The 16,776-nt window shown below is 72.6% G+C and carries 14 protein-coding genes; 10 read left to right on the top strand and 4 right to left on the bottom strand.

The window, feature by feature from the left end; genetic code table 11:
* Positions 1-130 precede the first annotated feature (130 nt).
* Positions 131-829: a PepSY domain-containing protein gene (locus tag MQV74_RS27985; RefSeq protein WP_242723215.1), complete on the top strand. Its 699-nt coding sequence runs from the start codon at positions 131-133 to the stop codon at positions 827-829.
* Between the two features lie 89 nt (positions 830-918).
* Here MQV74_RS27985 and meaB read toward each other — a convergent pair whose 3' ends face one another.
* A complete protein-coding gene (gene meaB / locus MQV74_RS27980) occupies positions 919-1,875 on the bottom strand; it encodes a methylmalonyl Co-A mutase-associated GTPase MeaB (protein ID WP_242723199.1) in 957 nt (318 codons plus the stop codon).
* A gap of 86 nt (positions 1,876-1,961) precedes the next feature.
* Positions 1,962-3,164 (bottom strand): acetyl-CoA C-acetyltransferase, encoded by a 1,203-nt coding sequence (locus MQV74_RS27975; RefSeq protein WP_242723182.1) that lies wholly within the window; start codon positions 3,162-3,164, stop codon positions 1,962-1,964.
* Between the two features lie 148 nt (positions 3,165-3,312).
* Here MQV74_RS27975 and mce point away from each other — a divergent pair, with 148 nt between their 5' ends.
* From mce to MQV74_RS27940, 7 genes are all read left to right on the top strand, one after another.
* Positions 3,313-3,753 carry a methylmalonyl-CoA epimerase gene (gene mce, locus MQV74_RS27970; protein WP_242723174.1) on the top strand — a complete coding sequence of 147 codons (441 nt, stop codon included), beginning with the start codon at positions 3,313-3,315 and terminating at the stop codon, positions 3,751-3,753.
* 249 nt (positions 3,754-4,002) lie between these two features.
* Positions 4,003-7,986 carry a polarized growth protein Scy gene (scy, locus tag MQV74_RS27965; RefSeq protein ID WP_242723172.1) on the top strand — a complete coding sequence of 1,328 codons (3,984 nt, stop codon included), beginning with the start codon at positions 4,003-4,005 and terminating at the stop codon, positions 7,984-7,986.
* A 183-nt stretch (positions 7,987-8,169) separates the two neighbouring features.
* Complete coding sequence (locus MQV74_RS27960; RefSeq protein ID WP_030688363.1) at positions 8,170-9,105, top strand: cellulose-binding protein; 936 nt, start codon at positions 8,170-8,172, stop codon at positions 9,103-9,105.
* 123 nt (positions 9,106-9,228) lie between these two features.
* Positions 9,229-10,206 (top strand): ABC transporter ATP-binding protein, encoded by a 978-nt coding sequence (locus MQV74_RS27955; protein ID WP_242729203.1) that lies wholly within the window; start codon positions 9,229-9,231, stop codon positions 10,204-10,206.
* 6 nt (positions 10,207-10,212) lie between these two features.
* Complete coding sequence (locus MQV74_RS27950; RefSeq protein WP_242723170.1) at positions 10,213-10,983, top strand: ABC transporter permease; 771 nt, start codon at positions 10,213-10,215, stop codon at positions 10,981-10,983.
* A gap of 148 nt (positions 10,984-11,131) precedes the next feature.
* On the top strand, positions 11,132-12,304 hold the full coding sequence (locus MQV74_RS27945; protein ID WP_242723168.1) for an ABC transporter ATP-binding protein: 1,173 nt from the start codon (positions 11,132-11,134) through the stop codon (positions 12,302-12,304).
* A gap of 188 nt (positions 12,305-12,492) precedes the next feature.
* Positions 12,493-13,344 carry an ABC transporter permease gene (locus MQV74_RS27940; protein ID WP_374120798.1) on the top strand — a complete coding sequence of 284 codons (852 nt, stop codon included), beginning with the start codon at positions 12,493-12,495 and terminating at the stop codon, positions 13,342-13,344.
* 162 nt (positions 13,345-13,506) lie between these two features.
* Here the strand turns inward: MQV74_RS27940 and MQV74_RS27935 are convergent, their stop codons facing one another.
* Positions 13,507-13,839 carry an ATP/GTP-binding protein gene (locus MQV74_RS27935; RefSeq protein ID WP_242723159.1) on the bottom strand — a complete coding sequence of 111 codons (333 nt, stop codon included), beginning with the start codon at positions 13,837-13,839 and terminating at the stop codon, positions 13,507-13,509.
* Between the two features lie 212 nt (positions 13,840-14,051).
* Here MQV74_RS27935 and MQV74_RS27930 point away from each other — a divergent pair, with 212 nt between their 5' ends.
* On the top strand, positions 14,052-15,101 hold the full coding sequence (locus tag MQV74_RS27930) for an LLM class flavin-dependent oxidoreductase (protein ID WP_242723157.1): 1,050 nt from the start codon (positions 14,052-14,054) through the stop codon (positions 15,099-15,101).
* A 310-nt stretch (positions 15,102-15,411) separates the two neighbouring features.
* Here MQV74_RS27930 and MQV74_RS27925 read toward each other — a convergent pair whose 3' ends face one another.
* Positions 15,412-15,804, bottom strand: a complete 393-nt coding sequence (locus MQV74_RS27925; RefSeq protein WP_030685118.1) for an SCO5389 family protein — start codon at positions 15,802-15,804, stop codon at positions 15,412-15,414.
* A gap of 255 nt (positions 15,805-16,059) precedes the next feature.
* On the opposite strand from MQV74_RS27925, the gene nucS reads away from it, so the two are divergent.
* On the top strand, positions 16,060-16,731 hold the full coding sequence (gene nucS, locus MQV74_RS27920; RefSeq protein ID WP_242723144.1) for an endonuclease NucS: 672 nt from the start codon (positions 16,060-16,062) through the stop codon (positions 16,729-16,731).
* Positions 16,732-16,776: the final 45 nt, after the last annotated feature.

Genomic DNA, 16,776 nt, shown 5'->3' with positions numbered 1-16,776 from the left:
GATGCCGGAGCCCGGCTGAAGAAATCTTCAGGTGTCTTCAGGAGGGCTTCAGGAACGTTCAGGCAGCGTGTTTCCCATCGGAACGGACGGCCCCGGTACGACGGGGCCAGCCACTCGGGAGGAAACCCTCATGAAGCGCAACATCGTCATCGCCACCGTCGCGGCCGCCGCACTCATCGGCGGCGGGACGGCCACGACCTTCGCGCTCAGCGGCGACGGCGAGAGCTCCTCGGCCTCGTCGGCGCAGAAGTCGAGCGTCCAGCTGAAGGACGACGGCGGGGTGCGGGGCACGGAGCTCCGGGGCGACGACCGTTACGACGACGACGCGGACGACAGGGACGACCGGGGCGACAGGGACGACCGGGGCGAGGACGCTCGCGACGCCGCCGAGGCCAAGGCCGCCAAGGTGAGCGCCGCCGACGCGATCGCCGCCGCGCTCAAGTCCGCGAGCGGCACCGCCGTCTCCGCCGACCTGGACTCCGACGACGGCGGCCTGGTCTGGGACGTCGACGTCCTCGGCAAGGACGGCTCCACCTGGCACAGCGTGCACGTCGACCCCGGTACGGGTGACGTGCTCGGCTCCCACACCGAGAACGACGCCGAGGACGGGTCCGAGGCGCGCGCCGCCCTGAAGGGCTCCTCGGTCTCCGCGGCCGACGCGGCGAAGGCCGCCGCCGCCAAGGGCACGGTGACGTCGGTCGACCTTGAGGACGAGGCCGGCGGCAAGGGTGCCTGGGAGGTCGAGACGGTCTCCGCCAAGGGCGCCGAGACCCACTGGCTCGTGGACCTCGGCTCCGCCGAGGTCACCCCCGGCCCCCTGGACGACTGACCCCCGGTGCGGAGCCCCGCGCCCCCCCACCACCCCGCCGTCCCCCGCGGCGGGGTTCCTCACGCTCAAGCAGGAGTCCGGCCGCGGGCCTAGCCCGCCGTCAGGCCCTCCACCAGGGAGTCCGCGGCCGCGTACGGGTCGAGGTCGCCTGCCACGATCCGCTCCGCGAGCGCGCCGAGGCGCACGTCCCCGTGCAGGTCCGCGATCCGCTCCCGCAGCGCCGTGACGGCGATCGTCTCGATCTCACGGGCCGCCCGCGCGACCCGCCGCGACGTGAGGACCCCCCGCTCCTCCATCCACGCCCGGTGCTTCTCCAGCGCCTCGACGACCTCGTCGGTCCCCTCGCCGCGCGCGGCGACGGTCTTGACGATGGGCGGCCGCCAGTCCCCCGGCGTGCGCGCCTCCCCGAGGCCCAGCATGTGGTTGAGCTCGCGCGCGGTCGCGTCCGCGCCGTCGCGGTCGGCCTTGTTGACCACGTACACGTCGCCGATCTCCAGGATCCCGGCCTTCGCGGCCTGGATGCCGTCGCCCATCCCGGGCGCGAGGAGGACCACGGAGGTGTCGGCCTGCGAGGCGATCTCGACCTCGGACTGCCCGACGCCGACCGTCTCGACGAGGACCACGTCGCAGCCCGCGGCGTCGAGCACCCGGATGGCCTGGGGCGCCGCCCAGGCGAGCCCGCCCAGATGCCCCCGGGTCGCCATGGAGCGGATGTAGACGCCGGGGTCGGACGCGTGCTCGGACATGCGGACGCGGTCGCCGAGCAGCGCGCCGCCGGAGAACGGCGACGAGGGGTCGACGGCGAGGACCCCCACCCGCTTCCCGGCCCGCCGGTACGCGCTCACCAGCGCGGAGGTCGACGTGGACTTGCCGACGCCCGGCGACCCGGTCAGGCCCACGACGTACGCGTGCCCGGCCAGCGGCGCGAGGGCCGCCATCACTTCGCGCAGCTGCGGCGACGCCCCCTCCACCAGCGAGATCAGCCGGGCCACGGCCCGTGGCCTGCCCTCGCGGGCCTGCGCCACCAGGGAGGGGACGTCTTGCATTGCGGCTCCGTTCCGTACGTACGTCTCCGAAGACACGAAGGGGATGCGAAAGGGATACGACGAGGACGCGCCGGGGCGCGCGGGCCTCAGCTCTTGGAGACCTTCAGGATGAGCGCGTCGCCCTGCCCGCCGCCGCCGCACAGCGCGGCCGCGCCGACCCCGCCGCCGCGCCGCTTGAGCTCCAGGGCCAGGTGCAGGACCAGCCGCGCGCCGGACATCCCGATCGGGTGACCCAGGGCAATGGCGCCGCCGTTGACGTTCACCTTTTCCGTGGACACCCCGAGGTCCTTCATTGACTGGACCGCGACGGCCGCGAACGCCTCGTTGATCTCGATGAGGTCGAGGTCGTCGACGCCCAGGCCCTCCTTCTTCAGGGCGTGCAGGATCGCGTTGGACGGCTGGGACTGCAGGGAGTTGTCCGGCCCGGCCACGTTGCCGTGTGCCCCGATCTCGGCGATCCACGCGAGGCCGAGCTCCTCGGCCTTGGCCTTGCTCATGACGACGACGGCCGCGGCGCCGTCGGAGATCTGCGAGGCGGTGCCCGCCGTGATCGTGCCGTCCTTGCCGAAGGCGGGGCGCAGCTTGCCGAGCGTCTCGACGGTGGTCTCGGCCCGGATGCCCTCGTCCTTGGCGACGAGCACCGGGTCGCCCTTGCGCTGCGGCACCTCGACGGGCGTGATCTCGGCGTCGAACACGCCGTTCTTCTGGGCGGCGGCCGCGCGCTGGTGCGACAGGGCGCCGATCTCGTCCTGCTCGGGGCGCCGGATGCCGAGGCGCGTGTTGTGCTTCTCGGTCGACTCGCCCATGGCGATGGCCTCGAAGGGGTCGGTGAGCCCGTCGTGCGCCATCGCGTCGAGCATCTCGATCGCGCCGTACTTGTGGCCCTCGCGCGACTTGGGGAGCAGGTGCGGGGCGTTGGTCATCGACTCCTGGCCGCCCGCGACCACGATGTCGAACTCACCGGCGCGGATCAGCTGGTCCGCGAGCGCGATGGCGTCGAGGCCGGAGAGGCACACCTTGTTCACGGTGAGTGCCGGGACGTTCATGGGGATGCCCGCCTTGACCGCGGCCTGGCGCGCCGGGATCTGTCCCGCCCCGGCCTGCAGGACCTGGCCCATGATCACGTACTGCACCTGGTCACCGCCGATGCCCGCCCGGTCGAGGGCCGCCTTGATCGCGAATCCGCCCAGGTCGGCGCCGGTGAAGGACTTGAGTGAGCCGAGCAGTCGCCCCATGGGCGTCCGCGCGCCCGCGACGATCACTGAGGTGGTTCCGGTCGTTCCAGACATGTGGCACGGCCCCTTCCAGCTGGCGAGCTGAGGAGATGTGAACGAGGGTTTACTCGAATGTACTGAGCGGTACGGCGCCCGTCACCGGGAGGCGAGTGTGATCGCGCGCACGTTGCGTAATCACGGCCGCAGGCGCTGCACTTGAACCATGCTGACGCGAATTGATCACATCGGGATCGCCTGCAAGGACCTCGACGCGACGGTCGAGTTCTACCGCGCGACGTACGGCTTCGAGGTGTTCCACACCGAGGTCAACGAGGAACAGGGGGTGCGCGAGGCCATGCTGAAGATCAACGAGACCTCGGACGGCGGCGCCTCCTACCTCCAGCTCCTGGAGCCGATCCGGGAGGACTCGGCGGTCGGCAAGTGGCTGGCCAAGAACGGCGAGGGCGTGCACCACATCGCCTTCGGCACCGCGGACGTCGACGGCGACGCGGAGGCCATCCGCGACAAGGGCGTGCGCGTGCTGTACGAGCAGCCGCGCACCGGTTCGATGGGATCGCGCATCACCTTCCTGCACCCCAAGGACTGCCACGGCGTCCTCACCGAACTCGTCACGTCCGCGCCCGCCGAACAGCCGGAGCACTGACCTCCCGTTACTCGGGGCCGGTAGGGTTAGTGGCGGCCGTCCGAACCTTGGGCGGTCGCTTGCCGGGGTCCGGGTTTCGGGGGACGAGCGTCGGGGCAGCAGCCCAAGCTCCGCTGTTGATCTGACACCATTCCTCGGGGGCCTCGTTCGCGGGACGGGCGAGGCTCGTACGTCTAAGACTTGCGACCAGGAGTGGGGCGTCCCCTGCTCGAGCGCAGCCGAGAGCTCGGGGAAGGATGGGACCGCGCAGTGCGGGGCTACGAGAGCCAGGACAGCCGACGACCGGCTGAGGCCGACCATCTCTCACGGTTCGAAGCCGAGATGGACCGGCTGAAGACCGACCGGGAGAAGGCCGTTCAGCACGCCGAGGACCTCGGCTACCAGGTCGAGGTGTTGCGCGCCAAGCTGCACGAGGCGCGCCGCAACCTCGCGTCCCGCCCTGCCTACGACAGCGCGGACATGGGCTATCAGGCCGAGCAGCTGCTGCGGAACGCCCAGATCCAGGCCGAGCAGCTGCGCGCCGACGCCGAGCGCGAGCTGCGCGAGGCCCGCGCCCAGACGCAGCGCATCCTCCAGGAGCACGCCGAGCAGCAGGCCCGGCTCCAGGCCGAGCTGCACACGGAGGCCGTCTCCCGGCGCCAGCAGCTCGACCAGGAGCTGAACGAACGCCGCCAGACCGTCGAGTCCCACGTCAACGAGAACGTGGCGTGGGCCGAGCAGCTGCGCGCCCGCAGCGAGCAGCAGGCCCGCCGACTCCTCGACGAGTCCCGCGCCGAGGCCGACCAGGCGCTCGCCGCCGCCCGCGCCGAGACCGAGCGGCTCGCCGAGGCCGGGCGGCAGCGCCTCGCCGCGGACGCCGAGAGCGCCCGCGCGGAGGCCGAAGCGCTCCTGCGCCGGGCCCGCACCGACGCCGAGCGCCTGCTGAACGCCGCGTCGACGCAGGCCCAGGAGGCCGCCGACCACGCGGAGGCGCTGCGCTCGTCCACCGCGGCCGAGTCCGACCAGGCACGCCGCCAGGCCACCGAGCTGAGCCGGGCCGCCGAGCAGCGCATGGCCGACGCCGAGGCCGCCCTGCGCGAGGCGCGCGCCGAGTCGGACAAGCTCGTCGCCGGGGCCAAGGAGGCCGCGGCCAAGCAGCTCGCCGCCGCCGAGGCCGCGGGCGAGCAGCGCACGCGGACGGCCAAGGAGCAGGTCGCCCGCCTCGTCGGCGAGGCCACGAAGGAGGCCGAGGCCGCCAAGGCGGAGGCCGAGCAGAAGCTGGCGGACGCCGCGGCCGAGGCCGAGAAGCTGATCGCGGATGCCGCCGAGAAGGCCCGCTCGATCACCGCCGAGGAGACCGCGTCCGAGATCGCGAAGGCCGCGCGGACCGCCGAGGAGGTCCTGACCAAGGCCTCCGAGGAGGCGACCGCGACCACGCGCGCCGCCGCCGAGGAGGCCGAGCGGCACCGCGCCGAGGCCGAGGCCGAGGCGGACCGCCTGCGCAGCGAGGCGCACGACATCGCCGAGCAGCTCAAGGGCGCGGCGAAGGACGACACCAAGGAGTACCGCGCCAAGACCGTCGAGCTCCAGGAGGAGGCACGCCGGCTGCGCGGCGAGGCCGAGCAGCTGCGGGCCGACGCGGTCGCCGAGGGCGAGAAGATCCGCGGCGAGGCGCGGCGCGAGGCCGTCCAGCAGATCGAGGAGGCGGCCCGGTCCGCCGAGGAGCTGCTGACCAAGGCCAAGACGGACGCGGCCGAGGCCCGTCAGTCCGCGGCCACCGAGGCCGAGCGGGTCCGCTCCGAGGCCGTCGAGCGCGCCACGTCGCTTCGCCAGCAGGCCGAGGAGACCCTGGAGCGCACCCGCGCGGAGGCCGAGCGGCACCGCACGGAGGTCGACGAACAGGCCGAGGCCGTCAAGGCCGAGGCGGAGACGGTCGCGCGGGAGCTGCGCGAGGAGGCCGAGCGCGCCGTCGCGGCCCGCACGGCCGAGGCCGAGGCGGAGCTGACCCGGCTGCGGGCGGAGGCCGACGACAAGCTCACCGCGGCCGAGCGGACGCTGACCGAGGCGCGCGCGGACGCCGAGCTGATGCGGCGCGAGGCCGCCGAGGAGACCGAGCGGCAGCGCACGGAGGCCGCCGAGCGCGTCCGCACCCTCCAGTCGCAGGCCGAGGCCGAGGCCGAGCGGCTGCGCGACGAGGCCGCGGCGGACGCCTCGCAGGCGCGCGCCGAGGGCGAGAACGTCGCGGTGCGCCTGCGCTCCGAGGCCGCCGCCGAGGCGGAGCGCCTCAGGACGGAGGCGCAGGAGACCGCGGACCGGGTGCGCGCGGAGGCGGCGGCCGCCGCCGAGCGCGTCGCCGCCGAGGCCGCCGAGGCCCTCGCGGCCGCGCAGGAGGAGGCGGCCCGGCGCCGCCGCGAGGCCGAGGAGACGCTCGGCGGCGCGCGTGCGGAGGCCGACCAGGAGCGGGAGCGGGCCCGCGAGCAGAGCGAGGAGCTGCTCGCCGCGGCGCGCAAGCGCGTGGAGGAGGCCGACGCCGAGGCGCACCGCCTGGCCGAGGAGGCCGAGGCGCGCGCCACGGAGCTGGTGTCGGCCGCCGAGCAGCAGGCCCAGTCCGTACGGGACTCCGTGGCCGGTCTGCACGAGCAGGCCCAGGAGGAGATCACGGGCCTGCGCTCGGCCGCCGAGCACGCGGCGGAGCGCACCCGCACCGAGGCGCAGGAGGAGGCGGACCGCGTCCGCGCCGACGCGTACGCCGAGCGGGAGCGCGCCGGTGAGGACGCGAGCCGTACGCGGCGGGAGTCCGCCGAGGCGGCGGAGGCCGCCAAGGCGCTCGCCGAGCACACCGTCGCGGAGGCGATCGCCGAGTCCGACCGGATGCGCTCCGACGCCGCCGAGCACGCCCAGCGGGTGCGCACGGAGGCCTCCGACACCATCGCGCAGGCCGACCAGGACGCCGCCCGCACCCGCGCCGACGCCCGCGAGGACGCCAACCGCATCCGCGGTGACGCCGCGAACCAGGCGGACACGCTGATCGGTGAGGCCCGCAGCGAGGCCGAGCGCCTCACCACCGAGACGGCCGCCGAGGCCGAGCGCGTGCGCACCGAGGCGATCGCCGAGGCCGAGCGGCTCACCACGGAGACGGCCGCCGAGGCGGAGCGCGTGCGCGCGGAGTCCGTCGCCGCCGCCGAGCGCCTCACCGCGGAGACCGCCACCGAGGCGGAGCGCGTGCGCGCCGAGGCGGTGGCCGCGGCCGAGCGGCTGATCTCGGACGCGACCGGCGACGCCGAGCGGCTGCGCGCCGAGGCGGCCGAGACCGTGGGCTCCGCACAGCAGCACGCCGAGCGCATCCGCGCGGAGTCGGAGCGCGTCAAGCAGGAGGCGCTGGCCGAGGCCGAGCGGACGCTGAGCGAGGCGCGCGCGGAGGCCGAGCGCACCCTGGACGAGGCACGCCAGGCCGCCAACAAGCGGCGTACGGAAGCCGCGGAGCAGGTCGACACGCTCATCACCGAGGCCACGTCCGAGGCCGAGAAGCTGACCGCGGACGCCCAGGAGAAGGCGCTCAAGGCGACGACGGACGCCGAGACGCAGGCGGACACGATGGTCGGCGCGGCCCGCAAGGAGGCCGAGCGGATCGTCGCCGAGGCCACGGTCGAGGGCAACACGCTGGTGGAGAAGTCGCGTACGGACGCCGACGAGCTGCTCGTCGGCGCGCGCCGGGACGCCACCGCGATAAGGGAGCGCTCCGAGGAGCACCGCAGCCGCGTCACGACGGAGATCGAGGAGCTGCACGAGCGGGCCAGGCGCGAGTCGGCCGAGGCCATGAAGTCGGCGGGCGAGCGCTGCGACGCCCTGGTGAAGGCCGCCGAGGAGCAGCTGGCCGAGGCGAAGGCGAAGTCCGAGGAGCTGGTGTCGGACGCCAACTCCGAGGCGAGCAAGGTGCGCATCGCGGCGGTGAAGAAGGCCGAGGGGCTGCTGAAGGAGGCCGAGCAGAAGAAGGCCGAGCTGGTGCGCGAGGGCGAGCGGATCCACGCCGAGGCGCGGGCCGAGGCCGAGCGCACGGTCGACGAGGGCAAGCGCGAACTGGAGGTCCTCGTCCGGCGTCGCGCGGACATCAATGCGGAGATCTCCCGTGTCCAGGACGTGCTCGAGGCGTTGGAATCGTTTGAGGCCCCACAGGGCGGCGGCAAGGACGCGGGCGTCAAGGCGGGGGCCGCAGCGGGGGCTACACGTTCGGGTGGCAAGCAGTCAGAGGGCTAGCCACGGAGGCCTTTCCGTGCTGGGCCGGGACCTTCGGCCCTGTCGCTGGCAAGCGCTCTGCCGGTTAGCCACTCAAAAGGGGTGTCATTCTCCAGATCAAACGGGCATACGCTCGATGACACGCCGCAACGCCCCCTAGGATTCCCTCTATCACCTCACCCGGTCTCATTCGACAGGAACCCCATGAGCGACACTTCCCCCTACGGCTTCGAGCTTGTGCGGCGTGGGTACGACCGCGCTCAGGTGGACGAACGTATCTCCAAGCTCGTCTCCGACCGAGACTCCGCTCTCACCCGAATCACTGCTCTGGAAAAGCGCATCGAGGAACTCCACCTCGAAACGCAGAACGCCCAGGCCCAGGTCGCCGACGCCGAGCCGTCGTACGCCGGGCTCGGGGCCCGCGTCGAGAAGATCCTGCGCCTCGCCGAGGAAGAGGCGAAGGACCTGCGCGAGGAGGCCCGGCGCGCGGCCGAACAGCACCGCGAGCTCGCCGAGTCGGCCGCCCAGCAGGTGCGCAACGACGCCGAGTCGTTCGCCGCCGAGCGCAAGGCGAAGGCCGAGGACGAGGGCGTCCGCATCGTCGAGAAGGCCAAGGGCGAGGCGAACGCGCTGCGTGCCGAGGCGCAGAAGGACGCGCAGTCCAAGCGCGAGGAGGCGGACGCCCTCTTCGAGGAGACCCGCGCCAAGGCCGCCCAGGCCGCCGCCGACTTCGAGACGAACCTCGCCAAGCGGCGCGACCAGTCCGAGCGCGACCTGGCCTCGCGCCAGGCCAAGGCCGAGAAGCGCCTCGCGGAGATCGAGCACCGCGCGGAGCAGCTGCGCCTGGAGGCCGAGAAGCTGCGCACCGACGCCGAGCGCCGCGCCCGCCAGACGGTGGAGACCGCGCAGCGCCAGGCCGAGGACATCGTCGCGGACGCGAACGCCAAGGCGGACCGCATCCGCAGCGAGTCCGAGCGCGAGCTCGCGGCGCTCACCAACCGCCGCGACTCCATCAACGCCCAGCTGACGAACGTCCGCGAGATGCTCGCGACGCTCACCGGTGCCGCCGTGGCCGCGGCGAGCACGCCCACCGAGGACGAGCCGATCTCGCGGGGGGTTCCGGCACAGCAGAGCCGCTGACGCGGATAAGAGCAACCACGGGGTGAACGCGACGGAGCCCCCTGCCACCTCGAGTGGCAGGGGGCTCCGTCCCGTTTTAGCGTGTCGACATGATCGGGTTCCGTGCGTGATCGAGGTGGCGGCGTGATCGAGCTCGAAGGGCTGACCAAGCGGTACGGCGAGAAGGTGGCGGTCAACAACCTCACCTTCACCGTCAGACCGGGTCTCGTCACGGGCTTCCTCGGGCCCAACGGCGCGGGCAAGTCCACGACCATGCGGATGATGCTGGGCCTCGACAACCCCACCGCGGGCGACGTGCGCATCGACGGCAAGCACTACGCGCAGCTGAAGGACCCGCTCACCTACATCGGCGCGCTCCTGGACGCCAAGGCCATGCACGGCGGCCGCAGCGCCTTCAACCACCTGCTGTGTCTGGCGCAGTCCAACGGCATCCCGCGCTCGCGCGTCCACGAGGTCCTGGACACCGTGGGCCTCACGGCCGTGGCCAGGAAGAAGGCCAAGGGCTTCTCGCTCGGCATGGGCCAGCGGCTCGGCATCGCGGGCGCGCTGCTCGGCGACCCCGAGATCCTGATGTTCGACGAGCCGGTCAACGGCCTCGACCCCGAGGGCATCCACTGGATCCGGAACCTGATGAAGTCCCTCGCCGCCCAGGGCCGCACGGTCTTCGTCTCCTCGCACCTGATGAGCGAGATGGCGCTCACCGCCGAGCACCTCGTCGTCATCGGCCAGGGCCGCCTCCTCGCCGACACCTCGATGGCGGACTTCATCCGCGACAACTCCCGGTCGTACGTACGTCTGCGCTCACCCCAGCGCGAACGCCTCCTCGACGTGCTGCACGAGGCCGGGATCACCACCGTCGAGGCGGGCAACGGCACCCTCGAAGTGGACGGCGCGAGCTCCGAGCAGCTCGGCGAACTGGCCGCCCAGCACCATCTCGTACTCCATGAACTCAGCCCCCAGCAGGCCTCGTTGGAGGAGGCCTTCATGCAGCTCACCGCGGAGTCGGTGGAGTACCACGCGCACGCCGACCACCAAGGAACCCCGGCGCCCGGCGGCCCCGGCTGGGGCGAGGGCTGGCAGCCGCGCCCGAAGGGAGAGTGACCCCGCATGGCAGCGACGCAGGTCCTGAAGTCCGAGTGGACCAAGATCCGCTCGGTGGCGTCGACCGTGTGGACGCTGAGCCTCTCGGTCGTCGTCACGATCGCCCTCGGCATGCTCATCAGCGCCCTGTCCAAGAACGACTTCGACAACCTCAGCCGCGACGACAAGCTCACCTTCGACCCGACCTTCATCAGCTTCGCCGGGATGTCGCTCGGCCAGCTCGCCATGATCGTCTTCGGTGTCCTCGTGGTCTCCAACGAGTACAGCACCGGCATGATCCGCACCTCGCTCGCGGCGGTCCCGCAGCGCGCCACGTTCCTCTTCAGCAAGGTCGCGGTGGCGGCGCTGCTCGCCTTCGCCGTCGGCATCGCCACCAGCTTCCTCGCCTTCTTCACCGGGCAGGCGATGCTCGGTGAGCACCGGGCCCACCTGGGGGATCCCGGGGTGCTGCGCGCCGTCATCGGCGGCGGCCTCTACATGACGCTCATCGCGATGTTCTCCATGGGCGTGGCCGCCATGCTGCGCAGCCCGATGCTCTCCCTCGGCATCCTGATGCCGTTCTTCTTCCTGATCTCCAGCATCCTCGGCAACGTGTCCGCCACGAAGAAGGTCGGCCGCTTCCTGCCCGACCAGGCCGGCAGCAAGATCATGCAGGTCAAGTCCCCCTTCGACGACGACACCCCCTACGGCCCCTGGGGCGGCCTCGGCATCATGCTCGCGTGGACGGCGGCGGCCCTGCTGGGCGGCTACGCCCTCCTCAAGCGGCGGGACGCGTGACCTGACCGGCGAGGGCCCGGGGGTGAGGTGCCCCCGTGCGGTTGTCGTTTTACTCGCTCTTGGCCGGAACCGTCAGTCCACAGATATCCTCCTAACCCTTACGGGGGCGTGTGCCCCGACGTCCTGAACCATTCGATGGGTGCGGAGAATGATCGAGGCAGTCGGCCTGACGAAGCGCTACGGCGCCAAGACAGCCGTATACAACCTTTCCTTCCAGGTACGGCCCGGCACCGTGACCGGCTTCCTGGGCCCGAACGGCTCCGGCAAGTCGACGACGATGCGCATGATCCTCGGCCTCGACGCGCCCTCGGCGGGGCAGGTGACGATCGGCGGCTACCCGTACCGCAAGCTGCCGAACGCGCCCCGCCAGGTCGGCGCCCTCCTCGACGCGAAGGCGGTGCACGGCGGCCGGCACGCCCGCAACCACCTGCTCTGCCTCGCGCAGCTCTCCGGCATTCCGGCCCGCCGGGTGGACGAGGTGCTCGGCGTGGTCGGCCTGCAGGACGTGGCCAGGAAGCGCTCCAAGGGCTTCTCGCTCGGCATGGGCCAGCGCCTGGGCATCGCCGCCGCGCTGCTCGGCGACCCGCAGGTGCTGCTCTTCGACGAGCCGGTCAACGGCCTCGACCCCGAGGGCATCCTCTGGGTGCGCAACCTGATGAAGTCGCTCGCCGCCGAGGGCCGTACGGTCTTCGTCTCCTCGCACCTGATGAGCGAGATGGCGCTGACCGCCGAGCACCTCATCGTGATCGGCCGCGGCCAGCTGCTCGCCGACATGAGCGTCACGGACTTCATCTCGGCGAACTCCGCCGACTTCGCCCGGGTCCGCACCCCGGACACCGACCCGCAGCAGCGCGAGAAGCTGTCGGGCGCGCTCACCGAGGCCGGCGGCCAGGTGCTGCCCGAGCCGGACGGCGCGCTGCGCGTCACGGGTCTGCCGCTGCCCCGCATCAGCGACCTCGCGCACCAGTCGGACGTCCGCCTGTGGGAGCTGTCTCCGCACCAGGCCTCCCTGGAGGAGGCGTACATGCGCATGACGCAGGGCGCCGTGGACTACCGCTCGACGATCGACCAGCGCACGGGCCTCCAGGAGCAGCTGCCGCCCGGCGCGCAGCCGCAGCCGCCGATGCCGATGCCGGGACAGGGCCAGCCGGGCTGGTACGCCCCGCCGCCGCCCCAGCAGGGCGGCCAGCCCTTCGCGATGCCGCAGGGCGCGCCCGGCGTACCGCCCGCGCCCGCGGGCGCGCAGCCGAACCCGTACGCCGCCCCGCAGGCCCCCGCCTCCCCCGAGATGACCAAGCGCGACAGCGAGGAAGCCCGATGACCACGCCTGAGACTCCGCAGCAGCCGCAGGCGCAGCCGCCCCAGCAGCCCCCGGCCCCGCAGCAGGCCCCGGCCGTCCCGCAGGCCGCGACCGTCCCGCAGGCCCCCGCACCGCAGCAGGCCCCGGCCCCGCAGCCCGTGGCCGTCGCGACCGCCCCGCAGCCGCCGCACGGCGCCCCGCCGCACGGCATGACGCCGATGGCCCCGGCCCCCGCCGCGCCCGCGCCGCCCTCCGCCTGGCAGCAGGCGATGAACAACGCGTACACCTCGCCGATCCCGATCAAGAAGACCAACCTCGGCCACGCCCTCAGCTCGGAGTGGACGAAGATCAAGTCGGTCCGCTCCACGATGTGGACGCTCGGCGTCTTCCTGCTCCTGGTCATCGGCATCGGCCTGCTCGCGGTCGCGCAGACGGACGACGCCGACTACGTGGACGTGCCGTTCACCATCCCGGCGTTCTTCGGCCTGATCCTCGGCCAGATCTGCCTGATCACCCTGGGCGTCCTGGTCACCTCGTCCGAGTACGGCACGGGCATGATCCGTACGACGTTCACCGCGTCGCCGCAGCGCTCCCGGGTGCTCGCGGCGAAGGCCCTGGTCTTCTTCGTGCTCGCCTTCGTCGTCGCGGCGGGCTCCATCTTCTTCGTCGGCCTGGTGGCCTCGGGCGCGCACAGCGGCCCGGGCGTCGGCGAGGTCTCGTGGATCGACACGGTCTTCAAGGGCGGTCTGTACGTCTCGCTGCTCGGCGTGCTCGCGCTCGCCGTCGGCTCGATGCTGCGCCACTCCGCCGGTGCGATCACCACGATGCTCGGCCTGGTCCTTGTCCCCGCGATCATGCCGGCGTTCCTCGGCATCTGGGACAGCACCCGGACGCTCGGCGAGAAGACGGAGAAGTACAACGCCATCAGCTCGCTCGCCGAGATCTTCAAGATCGACTCCAGCCTCGAGGGCGGTGGCGGCGGGCAGCTGCTGCTGCTCGTCATCGTCACGGCGGGTGCGCTCGCGGGCGCCTTCGCCCTCCTGGAGAAGCGCGACGTCTGACGCGTACCCGCGTCCACGGCACGGCGCCCCGGCCCTCACGGCCGGGGCGCCGTGCCGTTTCCACGAACGGCCGGAACCGTGCGGCGGCCGGGGCACGTACACGCCCGCCCGCACCGGACCCGCGGGCGGACGACGGGCGTCGCGCCGAGGCCGGTGGAGCGCTCAGTACCGCGGCGCGTTCCGCGACCGGCGCTCCTTCACGCCGCGCCGGTCCTTCGCGCTCCAGCACCCGGTGTGCCAGTGCCGCCGCTCGTCCACGCCCGAGTACGCGGGCCACGCGACCACGTGCGCGAGGCCGGACGGGATCTCCTGGTCACAGCCCGGGCACCGGTACGTCTTGCCCGCCGCGCTCGCCCCCGCGACCCGGCGCACCCTCCAGTCCTCGCCCTGCCAGTCCTCGCTGTGCTCGAAACCGCCGTAGCGCCCGGACGGCTCCGCGTCCGGGCCCGGCGTGGACTCTCCGGCGCCCTTGGGGCGGTTGCGACGCGGCGACACGGGACACCTCACGGGTTGCGCAGGGGGCGGGGCCTGTCCAGCCTACGCGCCGCGGGACCGGGTACGTGTCCTTCACCAAGCCCCCCGAACCCGCCCGGGGCCACGGAGAAAATCTGCCAATCTGCCCGCCAAGCCGTGCCCTTGGCACGTGTCATGCGTTGTTGCCGGTGGGAGGGAGTGCCCGCGTCGGCGCCAAGGAGGCAGGAAGTTCGATGCGCTTAGGAAGCTTTGTGCTGGCCGCTCAGTTCCCCGGCCAGGGCCATGGGGAGGCACTGCACCGCGCGGTGCGCTCCGCGGAGATGGCCGAGGAGGCGGGCCTCGACAGCGTCTGGCTCGCCGAGCACCACTTCGTGCCGTACGGCACGTGTCCGTCCGCGATCACCCTCGCGGCCCTGCTCCTCGGCCGGACCCGGCGCCTGCGCGTCGGCACCGCCGTGACCGTGCTGCCCACCGCTCATCCGGTGGCGCTCGGCGAGCAGGCCGCGCTGCTGCACCTCACCACCGGCGGCCGCTTCACGCTCGGCGTGGGGCGCGGCGGCCCCTGGGTCGACCTGGAGGTCTTCGGCTCCGGACTCGACGCGTACGAACAGGGGTTCCCGGAGTCGCTCGACCTGCTGCTCCGCTGGCTGAGCGGTGAGCCGCGGGTCGGCGGCCCCGGCGGCCGCTTCGACTTCCGTGACGTCGCCGTGGTCCCGCGGCTCCCGCGCGCCGTCGCGTCCGCAGGCGTACCGGACCCGCCGCGCGCCCCCGAGATCGTCGTGGCCTGCACCTCGCCGTCGAGCGTCCGCCTCGCCGCGGCCCGCGGGCTGCCGATGCTGCTCGGCATGCACGTGGGCGACGAGGAGAAGGCCGAAATGGTGGCGCTGTGGAACCGGCACGCGCGTGCCGCCGGGCACACGCCGGACGAGGTCGCGGCCGCCGCCCACGTCTCGGCGGGTGTCGTCCAGGTCGCCGACCACCGCGTGGAGGCCGCCGAGATCCTCAAGAAGGCGATGCCCGGCTGGCTGCGCCAGGGCCTTGAGGCCCACGTCACGGTGGACGGCCGGGTCCGCGCCATGCGCGACCCGCTCGCCTACACGGAACTGCTGTGCGCCATCCATCCGGTGGGCACGCCCCAGGTGTGCGTCGACCGCATCACCGCCACCGCGGAACGCACGGGCATCACCCGCTTCGCACTCCTCGTGGAGGGCTCGGGCGAACTGACCAGCACCGAGGAGAACATCCGCCGCCTGGGCGCCGAGGTCCTCCCCCACCTACCGTAACCACCCCGACCGAGAGCGCCCCGAACGAGAGCGCCCCGAAGGGGCGCGGGGAACGGCGCGCCAAGCCAGAACGAACCCGCAGACGAAGAGGAAGCCCAACCCACCGAGAGCCCCACCGGTTCAAGGCCCCCCCGGCTGGAAGCGCCCCGAAGGGGCGCGGGGAACTGCGCGCCAAGCCCCCACCGGCCGCAGACGAAGAGGAAGCCCAACCCACCGAGAGCCCCACCGGTCCAAGGCGCCCCCGCCAGCGAAAGGTACTGCCGCTCCGGTACTGAAACACCTCCCGCGTACGGAGCGGCAGCAACAGTCTTCAGCAGTCCCGCAGTTCGGGCGACTGGTTCAGCAGCTGGCCGCGGATCGAAGTGAACTTGGCCAGCCTGTCGTCCGCCGAGGCGTCCAGGGGGAACACCGCCACCCGGTGGCAGTTCTGGAACGCCAGACGTACCCCGAAGTGGCGCTGCAGGGCGCCGCGGATCGCGTCACTCGCGAGCGCGCGCAGCAGCTGGCCGCGCGCCTGCTCGTCCGGCGGCGGCGTCTGGTTGTCGGCGAACTCACCGCCGTCGACCTTGAGCTGGGCCACCAGGGAGCTGATCATCTCCCATGCGTAAGGCAGGGAGGTCCGGACGCAGTCGACGAAGGCAGCTTCGTCGACCTCGCCTCGCTCGGCCTGTTCCAACAGTGCCGGTGAGACGTCGAGCGACATGGGTTCTCCTCTCGCACCCCCGAGCAACAGGGGCTTACGGGCAGGGAAGGAGTCCGCATACGCAGCGTGCACGCGTGACGACCTCCTGCTTATACGGTAGGCAACGCCCGTGGAGGGCACCAGGAGATTGGGCGGATAACTGGCCAGGTTCGAACGGGTCCATCGCCGGACAAGTGGTGCGGCCCACAGCCCTCGCGCGGGCGCGGGGGCGCGCGATTCGCAGGACCGTCCCGCTGTCGAGTAGCGTTGCCGACCATGCGTCTCGTCATCGCCCGCTGCTCCGTGGACTACGCGGGCCGGCTCACCGCCCACCTCCCGTCGGCCCCCCGCCTGATCCTCGTCAAGGCGGACGGCAGCGTCTCCATCCACGCTGACGACCGGGCCTACAAGCCCCTCAACTGGATGTCGCCGCCGTGCACCCTGAAGGAGGGCGCGGGCGACGAGTCCCATCTGTGGACCGTCACCAACAAGGCGGGCGAGAAGCTCATCATCACCATGGAGGAAGTTCTGCACGACTCCACGCACGAACTGGGCGTGGATCCCGGCCTCATCAAGGACGGCGTGGAAGCACACCTTCAGGAGCTGCTCGCCGATCGGATCGAGACACTCGGCGAGGGTTACTCGCTGATCCGCCGCGAGTACATGACGGCGATCGGGCCCGTCGACATCCTGTGCCGCGACGCCGACGGCGGGACCGTCGCCGTCGAGATCAAGCGCCGCGGCGAGATCGACGGCGTGGAGCAACTCACCCGCTATCTGGAGCTGCTGAACCGCGACCCGCACCTCGCGCCGGTCAAGGGCGTCTTCGCCGCCCAGGAGATCAAGCCGCAGGCCCGCGTCCTGGCCACGGACCGGGGCATCAGCTGCGCCGTCCTCGACTACGACGCGCTGCGCGGCATCGAGGACGACAAGCTGCGCCTGTTCTGACGTCCACCGCTGTACGGAAGAGGGGGCGGACCCGGCCGGGTCCGC

This window comes from Streptomyces sp. AN091965 (genome assembly GCF_022698285.1).
GTDB lineage: Bacteria > Actinomycetota > Actinomycetes > Streptomycetales > Streptomycetaceae > Streptomyces.
This window is presented reverse-complemented; position numbering and strand designations above follow the sequence as displayed.

Bases quoted from the DNA above. Each gene is read 5' to 3' on its own strand.
- MQV74_RS27975 (WP_242723182.1), bottom strand. From the start codon at position 3,164: ATGTCTGGAACGACCGGAACCACCTCAGTGATCGTCGCGGGCGCGCGG.
- nucS (WP_242723144.1), top strand. From the start codon at position 16,060: ATGCGTCTCGTCATCGCCCGCTGCTCCGTGGACTACGCGGGCCGGCTC.
- MQV74_RS27945 (WP_242723168.1), top strand. From the start codon at position 11,132: ATGATCGAGGCAGTCGGCCTGACGAAGCGCTACGGCGCCAAGACAGCC.
- MQV74_RS27960 (WP_030688363.1), top strand. From the start codon at position 8,170: ATGAGCGACACTTCCCCCTACGGCTTCGAGCTTGTGCGGCGTGGGTAC.
- MQV74_RS27930 (WP_242723157.1), top strand. From the start codon at position 14,052: ATGCGCTTAGGAAGCTTTGTGCTGGCCGCTCAGTTCCCCGGCCAGGGC.
- MQV74_RS27925 (WP_030685118.1), bottom strand. From the start codon at position 15,804: ATGTCGCTCGACGTCTCACCGGCACTGTTGGAACAGGCCGAGCGAGGC.
- MQV74_RS27940 (WP_374120798.1), top strand. From the start codon at position 12,493: ATGACGCCGATGGCCCCGGCCCCCGCCGCGCCCGCGCCGCCCTCCGCC.
- MQV74_RS27985 (WP_242723215.1), top strand. From the start codon at position 131: ATGAAGCGCAACATCGTCATCGCCACCGTCGCGGCCGCCGCACTCATC.
- MQV74_RS27950 (WP_242723170.1), top strand. From the start codon at position 10,213: ATGGCAGCGACGCAGGTCCTGAAGTCCGAGTGGACCAAGATCCGCTCG.
- mce (WP_242723174.1), top strand. From the start codon at position 3,313: ATGCTGACGCGAATTGATCACATCGGGATCGCCTGCAAGGACCTCGAC.
- meaB (WP_242723199.1), bottom strand. From the start codon at position 1,875: ATGCAAGACGTCCCCTCCCTGGTGGCGCAGGCCCGCGAGGGCAGGCCA.